This is a genomic window from Pseudomonas sp. MWU12-2037, from assembly GCF_023242345.1.
Lineage (GTDB): Bacteria > Pseudomonadota > Gammaproteobacteria > Pseudomonadales > Pseudomonadaceae > Aquipseudomonas > Aquipseudomonas gingeri_D.
On the sequence record NZ_JALLIZ010000006.1, the window covers coordinates 240,302 to 254,073 of the forward strand.

The window sequence follows — 13,772 nt, forward strand, 5'->3', positions numbered from 1 at the left end:
GCCCCCTTATGAGTTTCGAAATCCGCAAGATCGTCAGTTATTCCGAACAGACCCTGATCGAAGGCGGCAAGGCCGCGGACAAACCGGTGACCATGATCGGCCTCGCCGTGGTGATGAAAAACCCCTGGCTGGGTCGGGGTTTCGTCGAAGACCTGAAACCGGAAATCCGCGCCCACTGCTCCGACCTCGGCGCCATGATGGTCGAGCGCCTGGTGGCCGCCATCGGCGGTGCCGACAAGATCGAGGCTTACGGCAAGGCCGCGGTAGTCGGCGCCGACGGTGAAATCGAACATGCCTCGGCGGTGATCCACACCCTGCGCTTCGGCAACCACTACCGCGAGGCGGTCCAGGCCAAAAGCTACCTGAGCTTCACCAACAAGCGCGGCGGGCCCGGCACCTCGATCCAGATCCCGATGATGCACAAGGACGACGAAGGCCTGCGCTCGCACTACATCACCCTGGAAATGCGCATCGAAGACGCTCCGCGCGCCGACGAGATCGTCGTCGTGCTCGGTTGCGCCGACGGTGGTCGCCTGCACCCGCGCATCGGCAACCGCTATATCGACCTGGAAGAACTGGCCGCCGAGAAAGCGCGGTAATCAATAAGAAAGGCAGGAGCGCTCCATGATTCGGCTCACCGCTGAACGCACCCCGGCTGGCACCAGTTACCTGGCGACCGGCCAAGGCCAGCCTGTGGTCTTGATCCACGGCGTGGGCCTGAATAAAGAAATGTGGGGCGGCCAGATCGTTGGCCTGGCCACGACGTACCGCGTGATCACCTACGACATGCTCGGCCACGGCGCCAGCCCGCGCCCGGCCAGCGGCACCCCGCTGCTCGGCTATGCCGACCAGTTGCTGGAGCTGCTCGACCATCTGCAATTGCCCCAGGCAAGCGTGATCGGCTTTTCCATGGGCGGGCTGGTAGCGCGGGCGTTTGCCTTGCACTACCCGCAACGTCTGCAAGCCCTGGTGGTGCTCAACAGCGTGTTCAATCGCAGCGCCGAACAGCGTGCCGGCGTTATCGCCCGCACCGCCCAGGCCGCCGAGCACGGACCGGACGCCAACGCCGAAGCCGCGCTGTCGCGCTGGTTCAGCCGCGAATACCAGGCGGCCAATCCCGCGCAAATCGCCGCCCTGCGCCAGACGTTGGCGGACAATGACCCACAAGGTTACCTGACCACCTATGAACTGTTCGCCACCCAGGACATGTACCGTGCCGAGGATCTGGGCGGCATTCAGGTGCCGACCCTGATCGCCACCGGTGAGCTGGACCCGGGGTCGACCCCGGAAATGGCCCGCCAATTGGCCGAACGTATTCCCGGCGCCACGGTTGCCGTGCTCGCCGAGCAACGGCATATGATGCCCGTGGAGTCGCCGCGCCTGGTCAACCAGGTGCTGCTGGACTTCCTCGCCAACGCCCACGCCCGACAAAATCAGATAAAGGGGATCGTTGCATGACACTCACCCGCTTCCAGATGTGCATCGACGGTGAATGGGTCGATGCCCTGTCCGGCCAGACCTTCGACAGCCTCGACCCGGCCCTGGCCGAACCCTGGGCACAGTTGCCCGACGCCGGCGAAGCCGATGTCGAGCGCGCGGTCCAGGCCGCGCAAAGGGCTTTCGACAACCCGACCTGGCGTGGCCTCAGTGCCACCGCCCGGGGCAAGCTGCTGCGTCGCCTCGGCGATCTGATCGCGGAAAACAAGGAGCGCCTGGCCCAACTGGAAAGCCGCGACAATGGCAAGCTGATCCGCGAAACCCGCGGCCAGGTCAGCTACCTGCCGGAGTTCTTCCATTACACCGCGGGCCTGGCCGACAAACTCGAAGGCGGCACCCTGCCGCTGGACAAGCCGGACCTGTTCGCCTACACCGTGCACGAACCCATGGGCGTGGTCGCCGCGATCATCCCCTGGAACAGCCCGCTCTACCTGACCGCGATCAAACTGGCACCGGCCCTCGCGGCGGGCAACACCATCGTGCTCAAACCTTCCGAGCACGCCTCGGCCACCGTCCTGGAACTGGCGCGCCTGGCCCTGGAAGCCGGCATTCCGCCCGGCGTGGTCAATGTCATCACCGGTTACGGCGCAAGCACCGGTGCCGCCCTGACCCGCCACCCTTTGGTGCGCAAGATCGCCTTCACCGGCGGCGCGGCCACCGCCCGCCATGTGGTACGCAGCAGCGCCGAGAACTTCGCCAAGCTGTCCCTGGAACTGGGCGGCAAGTCGCCGAACATCATCTTTGCCGACGCCGACCTGGACAGCGCGATCAACGGTGCCATTGCCGGGATCTACGCGGCGTCCGGCCAGAGTTGCGTCTCAGGCTCACGGCTGCTGGTCCAGGACGACATCTATGACGAATTCGTCGAGCGCCTGGTGGCACGCGCCCGGCGCATTCGCATCGGCAACCCGCAGGACGACGCCAGCGAGATGGGCCCCATGGCCACCGCGCAGCAACTGGCCGTGGTCGAAGGCCTGGTGGCCGACGCCCTGGCCGAGGGCGCGCGCCTGCGCCTGGGCGGCAAGCGCCCGCCGAACCTGGGTAACGGCTGGTTCTACGAGCCGACCCTGTTCGAGTGCGACCGCAACTCGATGAAGATCATGCAGGAGGAAGTCTTCGGTCCGGTGGCTTCGGTGATCCGTTTCAAGGATGAGGCCGAGGCCCTGGCCATCGCCAACGACTCGCAGTTCGGCCTCGCCGCTGGCATCTGGACCCGCGACCTGGGCCGCGCCCATCGCCTGGCCCGGGACATCCGTTCCGGAATCATCTGGGTCAACACCTACCGCGCGGTCTCGGCCATGGCACCCATCGGCGGTTTCAAGAACAGCGGCTACGGTCGCGAGAGCGGCATCGATTCGGTGCTGGCCTATACCGAGCTGAAAACGGTGTGGATCAACCTCTCGTCAGCCCCCATGCCCGACCCCTTCGTGATGCGCTAGGAGACAAACGAGATGATCGAACCCGGTATCTACAAAGAAGTCATGGGCTCCTTCCCGTCGGGCGTCACGGTGGTCACCACCCTGGACGCCGAGGGGGGCATCGTCGGCATCACCGCCAGCGCCTTCAGCGCCCTGTCCATCGACCCGGCGCTGGTGCTGTTCTGCCCCAACTACGCCTCGGACACCTACCCGATCCTGCGGGACAGCAAGCAGTTCGCCATTCACCTGCTGTCCGCCGACCAGACCGCCGAAGCCTACGCATTCGCCGGCAAAGGCAAGGACAAGGCCAAGGGGATCGCCTGGCACCTGAGCGCCCTGGGCAACCCGCTGCTGGACAAGGCCACCGCCATCATCGAGTGCGAACTGTGGCGCGAATACGACGGCGGCGATCACGCCATCATCGTCGGCGCGGTCAAGAACCTGATCCTGCCCGAGCAAGCGGTGACGCCGATGATCTACCACAAGGGCAAGCTCGGCCCGCTGCCCGCGCTGGCCTGAGGTTTTGCCACGGCGCGAGCCGACGCGGATGAACGGCGCATGATAAGCTTGCCGGTGATTTCGGCCCTCGATCGGCCCCACGAACTTTTAGAGCGGATCCCATGAAACGCCTGCCACTCGACGACAGCTTCAAGGTCAATCGCAACCCCGTTACCCTGCGCGAAATCGTGCTGGACAAGCTGCGAAGCGCCATCATGAACTTCCAACTCATGCCGGGGGACCGCCTGGTCGAGCGCGACCTTTGCGAGCGCCTCGGCGTCAGCCGCACCTCCGTGCGCGAAGCCCTGCGCCACCTCGAGTCCGAAGGCCTGGTGGCGTTCGCCGATGCCAAGGGGCCGAGCGTCGCCATCATCACCCTGGACGATGCGGTCGATATCTACGAGCTGCGCTGTGTGCTGGAGGGCCTGATCGTCCAGCTGTTCACCCTGCGGGCCAAGGCCAAGGACATCAAGGCCCTGGAAAAGGCCCTCGAAGTCAATCGCAAGACCCTCAAGGACGGCGAGCTGCAGCAGGTCATCGATTCGGTGCAGGGTTTCTACGACGTCCTGCTCGAAGGCTCGGGCAACCGTGCCGCGGCCACCCAGTTGCGCCAGTTGCAGGCCCGGATCAGCTACCTGCGGGCCACCTCGGTGTCCCAGGAAAACCGGCGCGGCGCCAGCAACCAGGAAATGGAACGCATCGTCGAGGCCATCAAGAGCGGCGACCCGCTGGCCGCCCACCAGGCCTCGGTCGACCACGTGCGCGCGGCAGCCAAGGTGGCGCTGGAATACCTCAAGCGCAAGCAGGACGAAACCGGCCCGGCCCCCGAGATCACCGCGCCCATCGCCCTCAAAGAACCCCGTATGGGCCGCTGACATGCCCAGCCCGCGCTTCTGCCCGCAGTGCGGCGGCGCCGACCTCGCTCGGCAAGTGCCGCCGGGCGATACCCATGAACGCCTGATGTGCGCGGGCTGCGGCTACATCCACTACGTCAACCCGAAGATCATCGCCGGCTGCATCATCGAGCGCGACGGCAAGTACCTGCTGTGCCAACGGGCGATCCCGCCACGGCCCGGCACCTGGACCCTGCCGGCGGGCTTCATGGAAGGTGGCGAGACCACCGAGCAGGCGGCACTGCGGGAAGTCTGGGAAGAGAGCGGCGTGCGCGCGGAAATCCTCTCGCCCTACTCGATCTTCAGCGTGCCGCAGATCAGCGAGGTGTACATCATCTTCCGCGCCATCGCGCTGGAGATCACCGGCCAGTTCGGGCCGGAAACCCTGGACTACCAATTCTTCGCGCCCGAGGACATCCCCTGGGACAGCATCTACTACCCGGCGATCCGGCAGATCCTCGAACGCTACATCGAGGAACGCCAGGCCGGGGTCTACGGCATCTACATCGGCAACGACGACAGCGGCAAGATTCACTTTATCCGCTGAGCGCCCTCAGGGCGCCATGCCCTCGACAATGATCACTTCGGCCCGGGCCGCGCCTTCGCGGTGCCCGCGCGCTTCCTGGTATTCCGCCGAACGATAGCAGGCCAGCGCCTGGTCGTAGGAGTCGAACTCGATCACCACATTACGCTGTGGCGTTTCCCGCCCCTCCAGGGCCTCGGCGCGCCCGCCCCGTGCCAGCATGCGTCCGCCGTAGCGGGCAAATACCGCTGGGGCGCGGCTTGTGTACTCGGTGTATTGCTCGGGGTCCGTGACATCCACATGGGCAATCCAGTAAGCCTTCATCGATGACCTCATTGCTGGCTGATTTTGTATTATGGTATACCACAAATCACACTTTCAGACAGAGCGAGCGCCCGCATGGCCTTTGACAGTATCCAGGACATCATCGACGACTACCGCCAGGGCAAGATGGTCCTGCTGGTGGATGACGAAGATCGCGAAAACGAAGGCGACCTGCTGATCGCCGCCGACCGTTGCAACGCCCAGGCTATCAGCTTCATGGCCCGCGAGGCACGCGGGCTGATCTGCCTGACCCTGACCGACGAGCATTGCCGGCGCCTGGGCTTGGAACAGATGGTGCCGAGCAACGGCAGCGCGTTCAGCACCGCCTTTACCGTGTCCATCGAAGCCGCCCACGGCGTGACCACCGGCATTTGCGCCGCCGACCGCGCCCGCACCGTCGAAGCCGCGGTGGCCGCCGAGGCCCGCGCCGAAGACCTGGTCCAGCCCGGGCATATCTTCCCCCTGCGGGCCCGGGAAGGCGGTGTGCTGACCCGTGCCGGGCACACCGAGGCCGGTTGCGACCTGGCGCGCCTGGCCGGCTTTACCCCCGCCTCGGTGATCGTCGAAGTGATGAACGATGACGGCAGCATGGCCCGGCGCCCGGACCTGGAAGTATTTGCGCGAAAACATGGCATCCGGATCGGCACCATCGCCGACCTGATCCACTACCGCCTCAGCACCGAGCACACGGTGCTGCGGATCGGCGAACGGGAACTGCCGACGGTGCACGGCATGTTTCGCCTGATCACCTTCGAGGACCGCATTGAAGGCGGCGTGCATATGGCCATGGTGATGGGCGATATCCGCCGCGATACGCCGACACTGGTGCGAGTCCACGTCATCGATCCGCTGCGTGACCTGGTCGGCGCCGACTACCACGGGCCGAGCAACTGGACGCTCTGGGCGGCGCTGCAACGGGTCGCCGAGGAAGGCTGCGGCGTCGTCGTGGTGCTGGCCAACCACGAATCCTCCCAGGCGCTGCTGGAGCGCGTACCGCAGTTGACCCGGCCAGCGCGCCAGTACAGCCGTTCGCAATCGCGGATCTATTCGCAGATCGGTACCGGGGCACAGATACTGCAGGACATCGGTGTCGGCCAACTGCGCCACCTGGGGCCGCCGCTCAAATATGCCGGGCTGACCGGCTACGATCTGCAGGTGGTGGAAAGCATCCCCTTCACGCAACCCTGATACCCCGTAAAAAAGCGCCAAGGCCGGATCACCGGTAAGGCAAAGTGCTTGCAGAAAGTTTGGAATACCATAATATGATATTCCGTAGACCGGAGATATTTGCCAAGTGCCCCCGACAGGGAAAGCACCCATAAAAGCCCTTGGCGCGGTCGCCTTAAAAGGCCCCGATGGACCTACTGCTCCCGATAGGCGGGCATCAACAACCCGCTCAAAAACACAACAAATGAGGGCGTGAAAATGGTGTTGAACAAAGGTGCAACCGCGACATTGCTCGCGGGTTTCCTGGCAATCGGCAGTTCCTTCGCCATGGCCGCCGACAGCGTCAACTTCGTCAGTTGGGGCGGCAGCACCCAGGACGCGCAGAAACAGGCCTGGGCCGATCCGTTCAGCAAGGCCAGCGGCATCACCGTGGTCCAGGACGGCCCCACCGACTACGGCAAGCTCAAGGCCATGGTCGAAAGCGGTAACGTGCAGTGGGACGTGGTCGACGTCGAAGCCGACTTCGCCCTGCGCGCCGCCGCCGAAGGCCTGCTCGAGCCGCTGGACTTCAGCCAGATCCAGCGCGACAAGATCGACCCGCGCTTCGTCTCGGACCATGGCGTCGGTTCGTTCTACTTCTCCTTTGTCCTCGGCTACAACCAGGGCAAGCTGGGCGCAGGCAAGCCCCAGGACTGGAGCGCCCTGTTCGACACCAAGACCTACCCGGGCAAACGCGCCCTCTACAAATGGCCGAGCCCCGGCGTGCTGGAGTTGGCCCTGCTGGCCGACGGCGTGCCCTCCGACAAGCTCTACCCGCTGGACCTGGATCGCGCCTTCAAGAAACTCGACACCATCAAGAAAGACATCGTCTGGTGGGGCGGCGGCGCGCAGTCCCAGCAGTTGCTGGCCTCCGGTGAAGCGAGCATCGGCCAGTTCTGGAACGGCCGGATCTACGCCTTGCAGCAGGACGGCGCAGCGGTGGGCGTGAGCTGGAAACAGAACCTGGTCATGGCCGACATTCTGGTCGTCCCCAAAGGCACGAAAAACAAGGCAGCGGCCATGAAGTTCCTGGCCAGTGCCAGCAGCGCCAAGGGCCAGGCCGACTTCTCCAACCTGACCGCCTATGCCCCGGTCAACGTCGACAGCGTCGCGCGCCTGGACTCGGTACTGGCACCGAACCTGCCGACTGCCTACGCTAAGGATCAGATCACACTCGACTTCGCATACTGGGCCAAGAACGGTCCAGCCATTGCGACACGGTGGAACGAATGGCTGGTCAAATGAAAATGACGGCCACGCTTTCCCCTGACACCCGTCCGACCGGGAGCGCCCCTGGCGCTGCCGGCCTGGCCAGCAGCAAGGCGGCGGTCATGCAGCAGTCTTCCACGTATGCGCAGCGCTGGCGGGGGGCGGGTAACCTGTTACCCGCCCTGCTGTTCCTCGGCCTGTTTTTCCTCGCACCACTGATCGGCCTGTTGCTGCGTGGCGTCCTGGAGCCCACGCCGGGGCTTGAAAACTACCAGCAACTGTTCGCCAACTCGGCCTACGCCCGGGTCCTGCTCAACACCTTTTCGGTGGCCGGGCTGGTCACGCTGTTCAGCCTGCTGCTGGGCTTTCCCCTGGCCTGGGCGATTACCCTGGTGCCCCGTGGCTGGGGCCGTTGGCTGCTGAATATCGTGCTGCTGTCGATGTGGACCAGCCTGCTGGCCCGGACCTATTCGTGGCTGGTGCTGCTACAGGCTTCCGGGGTGATCAACAAGGCATTGATGGCCATGGGCATTATCGACCAGCCGCTGGAGATGGTGCACAACCTGACCGGCGTGGTGATCGGCATGAGCTACATCATGATCCCGTTCATCGTCCTGCCGTTGCAGGCGACCATGCAAGCCATCGATCCGATGATCCTGCAGGCCGGGGCCATCTGCGGGGCCAGCCCGTGGCGCAACTTCCTGCGGGTGTTCCTGCCGCTGTGCCGGCCGGGGCTGTTTTCCGGCGGGCTGATGGTCTTCGTCATGTCCCTGGGTTACTACGTCACCCCGGCCCTGCTGGGCGGCGCGCAGAACATGATGTTGCCGGAGTTCATCATTCAACAGGTGCAGTCGTTCCTCAACTGGGGCCTGGCCAGCGCCGGTGCCGCCCTGCTGGTGCTGATCACCCTGGTGTTGTTCTACTTCTACCTGAAGCTCCAGCCGGAATCCCCGGTCGGTGCCAGTAACGCGAGGTAAGCCGTCATGCTCCTGACTCCCAATGCCATGAGCCGGCGCCTGCGCCTGGGCCTCTACCTCACCACCGGACTGATCGCCCTGTTCCTGCTGCTGCCGATCGTGTTCATCGTGCTGCTGTCGTTCGGCTCCTCCCAATGGCTGGTGTTTCCGCCACCGGGCTGGACGCTGAAATGGTACGGCCAGTTCTTTTCCAACCCGGACTGGATGAACGCCGCCCTGGCCAGTTTGAAGGTGGCGATCCTGACCACCTTCTTCGCGGTCGCTCTCGGCCTGCCGACGGCCTTCGCCCTGGTCCGTGGACGCTTTCCCGGCCGCGAACTGCTCTACGGCCTGTTCACCCTGCCGATGATCGTGCCCCTGGTGATCATCGCCGTGGCGGTGTACGCGCTGTTTCTCAAACTCGGCTACACGGGGACGCTGTTCGCCTTCGTGGTCAGCCACGTCATCGTCGCGCTGCCCTTCACCATCATCTCGATCATCAACTCGCTGAAGCTGTTCGACCAGTCGATCGAGGATGCCGCGGTGATCTGCGGTGCCTCGCGCCTGCAGGCGGTGTTCAAGGTGACCTTCCCGGCGATTCGTCCCGGCATGGTCGCCGGGGCGCTGTTCGCCTTCCTGGTGTCGTGGGATGAAGTGGTGCTGAGCGTGATGATGGCCAGCCCGACCCTGCAGACCTTGCCCGTGAAAATGTGGACCACCCTGCGCCAGGACCTGACCCCGGTGATCGCCGTCGCTTCGACGCTGCTGATCGCCCTGTCGGTGCTGGTGATGGTGATCGCCGCCGCCCTGCGCCGGCGCAATGAACTTCGCGCCTGAGCGCCAAGGAGTAGAACATGAGTGCCGTGATCAAAGACCCCGCGCAACAACCCGACCGCCCCCTGGTCAGCCTGCGCAACCTGAACAAGCACTACGGCGACTTCGCCGCCGTGGACAATATTTCCCTGGATATCCGGGAGGGTGAATTCCTCACCTTCCTCGGCTCCAGTGGCTCGGGCAAAAGCACCACCCTGTCGATGCTGGCCGGTTTCGAGACGCCCAGCAGCGGTGAAATCCTGGTGGGTGGACAGTCCCTGGTCAAGGTGCCGCCGCACAAACGCGATATCGGCATGGTGTTCCAGCGTTACTCGCTGTTTCCCCACCTGTCGGTGCGTGACAACATCGCCTTCCCGCTGACCCTGCGCAAGCTCAGCAGCGAGGAGCGCGAGCGCCGGGTCGACGCCATGCTCAAGCTGGTGCAGCTCGAAACCTTTGCCCATCGCCGCCCTTCCCAGCTCTCCGGCGGCCAGCAACAGCGTGTGGCGATTGCCCGGGCGCTGGTCTACGAACCACGCATCCTGCTGATGGACGAACCCCTCGGCGCCCTGGACAAGAAGCTGCGCGAAGACCTGCAGGACGAGCTGCGCCAACTGCATCGTCGGCTGGGCATCACCATCGTCTACGTGACCCATGACCAGGAGGAAGCCATGCGCCTGTCCCAGCGCATCGCGATCTTCAGTCACGGCAAGATCGTCGGCCTGGGCAGCGGCTACGACCTCTACCAGAACCCGCCGAACGCCTTTGTCGCCTCATTCCTCGGCAACTCGAACTTCCTCAAGCTCAAGGCCCGGGGCAATGCCGCGGGGGATTTCGAGGGGCAGACCCTGACGATCCGGCCGACCAGCGGAGTTTCCAGCGAGCAGCCGCTGTTGCTGATGGTGCGCCCGGAGAAAGCCCTGGCCCTGAGCCTCGAACAGGCCGCCGCCGAACCCTTGCCGGCAGGCTGGAACGAGGTCTCGGCCAAGGTCGGCGAAATGCTCTTTCTCGGCGAAAGCCAGACCTGCAGCGTGGTCACCGAAGGCGGCACGGCGATGACGGTCAAGGCACTGTCGGCCACCGGCATGCCGCTCAAGGCCGGCGATCCACTGCGGGTACGCTGGGCCAGCGCGGACGCTTGCGTCTATACCCAATGGAGCGAGGGCGATCTGAACAAAGCAGCCGGCGCCCATTGAATAAAACCCGGGCTCAGGTGTTATATCCGGGTAGCCAGGCACTATCGGCCGTGCAACCCGGAGATCCGAATGAACATCCTGTTATCTGCGACAGCGCTGGCCAGTGCTCTTCTCAGCACGACAACACTGGCGGCGCCCCCGGACTGGCAGTTGGCCAAGGACGAAGACGGCATCCAGGTCTACCTCCGCCACGTCCCGGGCTCGCGCTACCAGAGCTTTCGCGGCGAGACGCGGATCAAGGCCGATGTCAGCACCCTGAGCAACCTCCAGGAAAACCTGCGGGTCGCCTGCAAATGGCTGTATGCCTGCGCCGATATGCGCCTGCTGAAAAATGACGGTGACGACACCTGGGTCTATCTGACCACTGCACTGCCGTGGCCGGCGCAAACCCGTGACATGGTGATCCATGTGCACAGCGAGCGCGCCGACGACGGCAGCCTGACCCGTTATCTGGAGGCGGTACCCGGCTTCGTCCCCCTCGTGCCGGGACAGATCCGTGTCAGCCAGATGAAGGGCACCTGGACCATGCACCCCGAAAGCGACACGCAAACCCGCGTGACCTATGAGCTGCAAGCCGAGCCGGCCGGCGATATCCCCTCCTGGCTGGCCAACCAGTTCGTGGTCGACGCACCGATGGTCAGCCTCAGGACCTTGCGCGTGGTGGCCGAACACCAGGGCATACGCGACGCCGAAACGGCACCGTAGTCAGGCCTGGAGCCGGACCTTGAAGTCCTCGATCCAGGCCCGGACCATGGCCGAATAAGGCGCCTCGGGCCGGGCCATGCGCTTCATTTCACTGAGAATCCGGTCCTGGAGGAAGTACAGGCGCTTGGCGATACTGGCGACCGTGGCCGAGGGCGGTGCCTCGGGATCAGGTAGAAGCTCATCCGCCATAGTCCCCACTTCCAGCGCGAGCATTTCCAGGAACTCCAGCTGGCGCAACAGACGCGTGCGCTCCTGCACCAGGCCCAGCCGGTTCAAACCGTAGACATGAATCGAGACGCTGCCCTTGAGGCTCAGCCCGGCGGCCAGTGCTTCCTGGAGGTTTCCATCCATGGCCGCATCAGTCATGGCCGGAAGGTCCGCCCCCGTGTGCGGCCTGGGCAGTACCAGGCCGATCAGGTTGTCCCGGTCGATATGAAACCTCAGGTGTTCGTCGGGGTTGTCACGACACGGGTCGAGCAGCAGCGGGTATTCGTCGGCAAAGTCCTGCGCAGCGGACATCGCCCGCCGGCCGAGAATAGGGAAGCTGTCCTTCTTGCCGGAAAGCAGCAGGCTGCCCTGGTTGAACCCCTGGCGGTCGTCCCGCAGGGTCAGCAGTTTGGCCGACAACCTGGGGGTGACCTGCTTGCGCTTGCGGTTGCAGTCGATGCAACTGGGCAGCAGATTGTCCCAGTCCATGGCCACCCACCAGTAACCGGGATGGCTGGCGTCCTCGGAGACCGCGCCCTTGGGCCGATAATGCTCGACATCCACCGGCGCGGTGGAGGCAAAGAAGCTCTCGCAATAGGCGCATTTGCCGTGGAACAGCTCATCAAGCTGCTTCTTGACGCTATCGGATTTGTACACCGCAAAAGCCGGTGGGTTGCCAGTCGGTGCGGCGAACCAGGCCTTGAGTTTTTGCAGCTCCTTGGCGGCGGGCGAGTCGGCTCCGGACAGGGCATCCGGCGCCTTGGCAATCGTTCGAAGGACCGCACGCATGCTTCAGATACCCTCCAGGACAGCGAGGATCCGCTTTTTGGATTCCTTACGCAGCTCGCCGAGCTTGAGCGCACTGACCTGTCGGCGGTTCTGCAGGTATTCCACCACCGCTTCCTGTACCAGCCGCTGGACTTCGGTGGCGCCCACCGGCAAGGCGTCGCTGATATCCCGTTCGAAGCGGCTCCAGGCGTGCTGCTGGGCGTCGCTCAGGGGCTGGCCCTGCTCGCGGGCGGCCAGCAGATCGGCGAACATCGCCAGCTCGCGCTCGGTATCCGGCTGGTCGGTGGAGGTGAGGCTGAAAAAGTCCGAGGTCAACAGTTGCTCGATGGTCAGTTGGCTGACGTTGGGCAGGCGGACCACCTGCTCCACCATCACCGGCCAATCACTGTCGGGATTGTCCTCGCTGGCGACCCTCTGCATGACGATCACCTCCCCCTCTCGCATGCCGCGCAGGCACAGAGGGTCGTGGGTGGTGGCGATAAAGGTCACGTTCGGCAAGGCGCTACGCAACGCGCCCATGATCTGGATTTTCCAGCGCGGGTGCAGATGGGCTTCGACCTCGTCGATCAGCACCACCGCCTGGGCGGTTTCCAGGCTTTCGAAGTAAGGGTTGATGCGCCGGTTCATCAGGCCCTGGATGATGTCGCAGACCATGGCCAGCACCGAGCGGTAGCCTGAGGACGCCAGGCTCAATGGGGTTCGGCACAGGGTCCGGCTACCGGCCGTGGCCGTGACGATCAGGCAGCGCTGGTTTTCAACATCACGCTCCATGACTTCGAACTCACCCTCGATGGAGAGGATATCCCGCAGGGCCCGCACCACGCTGTCGAACTCGACCGGTTTGAGGCTCAACAGCCATTTTTCCGGGTTGGACAACAGGGCCGTGGCGTCGAAAAGGTTGATGATCGATTTGCCCGGACTGTAGCGCCGCACCTGCTTCTGGTATTGGCGGAAGGCGCCGTAGGCGAAGACCGGCGGTGTGATGGGCGCGCCTTCGAGCCAGTAGTCGCCACCGGCGATGGTCAATTCCCGCTGACTGCCGTCCTGGAAGGTCAAGGCAACGGTAGCCGAGGTGCATCGAGGCATCTGCCCCGCGCCCAGCAGTTCGGGATCGAGGGGCAATGCTGCAACGTCGACCGGCAATTGTGCCCGCGCTTCTTCGCTGCACAACGCCAGGGCCGTGGCTTCGAGGATGGAGCTTTTGCCAGCGGCGTTTTCACCCAGGATCAGCAGCGCTGGTCGAGAGGGCTTGACGTTCGGAATTGGGGTCTCTTGCGCGGGAGGCATCAGAAGCTCGAGTTGCTCGATCCCTTTGAAGTTTTTCAAGAAAATTGACACAAGCGAGGGAGACGCCAAGAGCGAACTCTGCCTCAATCGGAGTGGATAGAGAGTCCACTCCTGAGAGTACTTATCCAGTCTCATCTCGAGCCCTTCACGCCGAGAGTCGTAACCTTCGCTTCGAGCAATCGTGACGAAGTTTGCCAAAATATCCCCACGTGACAGAGATAAACGTTTCGATTTGACGGGCGCCAGTTCCT

15 protein-coding genes are annotated in these 13,772 nt (G+C 64.2%); 12 read left to right on the plus strand and 3 right to left on the minus strand.

The features are described 5' to 3' along the window. Window positions 1–8 precede the first annotated feature (8 nt). The 6 genes from M5B42_RS13460 (at window position 9) to M5B42_RS13485 (ending at window position 4,853) form a co-directional block, all read left to right on the plus strand. Entirely contained in the window at window positions 9–599 is a 591-nt protein-coding gene (locus M5B42_RS13460) for an amino acid synthesis family protein (RefSeq protein ID WP_103494624.1), read from the plus strand. Window positions 600–624: 25 nt separating this feature from the next. After that, a complete protein-coding gene (locus tag M5B42_RS13465; protein WP_103494623.1) occupies window positions 625–1,458 on the plus strand; it encodes an alpha/beta fold hydrolase in 834 nt (277 codons plus the stop codon). Next, a complete protein-coding gene (locus M5B42_RS13470) occupies window positions 1,455–2,936 on the plus strand; it encodes an aldehyde dehydrogenase (protein ID WP_103494622.1) in 1,482 nt (493 codons plus the stop codon). Before M5B42_RS13465 ends, M5B42_RS13470 begins: the two co-directional genes overlap by 4 nt. 12 nt (window positions 2,937–2,948) lie before the next feature. After that, window positions 2,949–3,434 carry a flavin reductase family protein gene (locus tag M5B42_RS13475; protein ID WP_103494621.1) on the plus strand — a complete coding sequence of 162 codons (486 nt, stop codon included), beginning with the start codon at window positions 2,949–2,951 and terminating at the stop codon, window positions 3,432–3,434. A gap of 101 nt (window positions 3,435–3,535) precedes the next feature. Then, complete coding sequence (locus tag M5B42_RS13480; RefSeq protein WP_100943754.1) at window positions 3,536–4,288, plus strand: GntR family transcriptional regulator; 753 nt, start codon at window positions 3,536–3,538, stop codon at window positions 4,286–4,288. A gap of 1 nt (window position 4,289) precedes the next feature. Continuing rightward, a complete protein-coding gene (locus M5B42_RS13485; RefSeq protein WP_152739450.1) occupies window positions 4,290–4,853 on the plus strand; it encodes an NUDIX hydrolase in 564 nt (187 codons plus the stop codon). A gap of 6 nt (window positions 4,854–4,859) precedes the next feature. Here M5B42_RS13485 and M5B42_RS13490 read toward each other — a convergent pair whose 3' ends face one another. Beyond that, a complete protein-coding gene (locus tag M5B42_RS13490; protein ID WP_152739451.1) occupies window positions 4,860–5,153 on the minus strand; it encodes a DUF1330 domain-containing protein in 294 nt (97 codons plus the stop codon). 75 nt (window positions 5,154–5,228) lie between these two features. On the opposite strand from M5B42_RS13490, the gene ribBA reads away from it, so the two are divergent. The 6 genes from ribBA (at window position 5,229) to M5B42_RS13520 (ending at window position 11,238) form a co-directional block, all read left to right on the plus strand. Then, window positions 5,229–6,341, plus strand: a complete 1,113-nt coding sequence (ribBA, locus tag M5B42_RS13495; protein ID WP_248746123.1) for a bifunctional 3,4-dihydroxy-2-butanone-4-phosphate synthase/GTP cyclohydrolase II — start codon at window positions 5,229–5,231, stop codon at window positions 6,339–6,341. Between the two features lie 237 nt (window positions 6,342–6,578). Beyond that, entirely contained in the window at window positions 6,579–7,604 is a 1,026-nt protein-coding gene (locus tag M5B42_RS13500; RefSeq protein ID WP_248746124.1) for a polyamine ABC transporter substrate-binding protein, read from the plus strand. Further along, the gene (locus M5B42_RS13505) at window positions 7,601–8,545 is read left to right on the plus strand and encodes an ABC transporter permease (RefSeq protein ID WP_177098891.1); all 945 of its coding nucleotides are present in this window, start codon (window positions 7,601–7,603) and stop codon (window positions 8,543–8,545) included. The genes M5B42_RS13500 and M5B42_RS13505 overlap by 4 nt, the downstream gene beginning before the upstream one ends. A 6-nt stretch (window positions 8,546–8,551) precedes the next feature. Further along, window positions 8,552–9,361, plus strand: coding sequence for an ABC transporter permease (locus tag M5B42_RS13510; RefSeq protein WP_103494615.1), 810 nt, complete (start codon window positions 8,552–8,554; stop codon window positions 9,359–9,361). 17 nt (window positions 9,362–9,378) lie between these two features. After that, entirely contained in the window at window positions 9,379–10,533 is a 1,155-nt protein-coding gene (locus tag M5B42_RS13515) for an ABC transporter ATP-binding protein (protein ID WP_248746125.1), read from the plus strand. Window positions 10,534–10,602: 69 nt separating this feature from the next. Beyond that, window positions 10,603–11,238 carry an START domain-containing protein gene (locus M5B42_RS13520; RefSeq protein WP_248746126.1) on the plus strand — a complete coding sequence of 212 codons (636 nt, stop codon included), beginning with the start codon at window positions 10,603–10,605 and terminating at the stop codon, window positions 11,236–11,238. Here the strand turns inward: M5B42_RS13520 and M5B42_RS13525 are convergent, their stop codons facing one another. Both M5B42_RS13525 and M5B42_RS13530 read right to left on the minus strand, forming a co-directional pair. Continuing rightward, the gene (locus M5B42_RS13525; protein ID WP_248746127.1) at window positions 11,239–12,234 is read right to left on the minus strand and encodes an endonuclease; all 996 of its coding nucleotides are present in this window, start codon (window positions 12,232–12,234) and stop codon (window positions 11,239–11,241) included. A gap of 3 nt (window positions 12,235–12,237) precedes the next feature. After that, window positions 12,238–13,521 (minus strand): AAA family ATPase, encoded by a 1,284-nt coding sequence (locus M5B42_RS13530; RefSeq protein ID WP_248746128.1) that lies wholly within the window; start codon window positions 13,519–13,521, stop codon window positions 12,238–12,240. Window positions 13,522–13,772 lie beyond the last annotated feature (251 nt).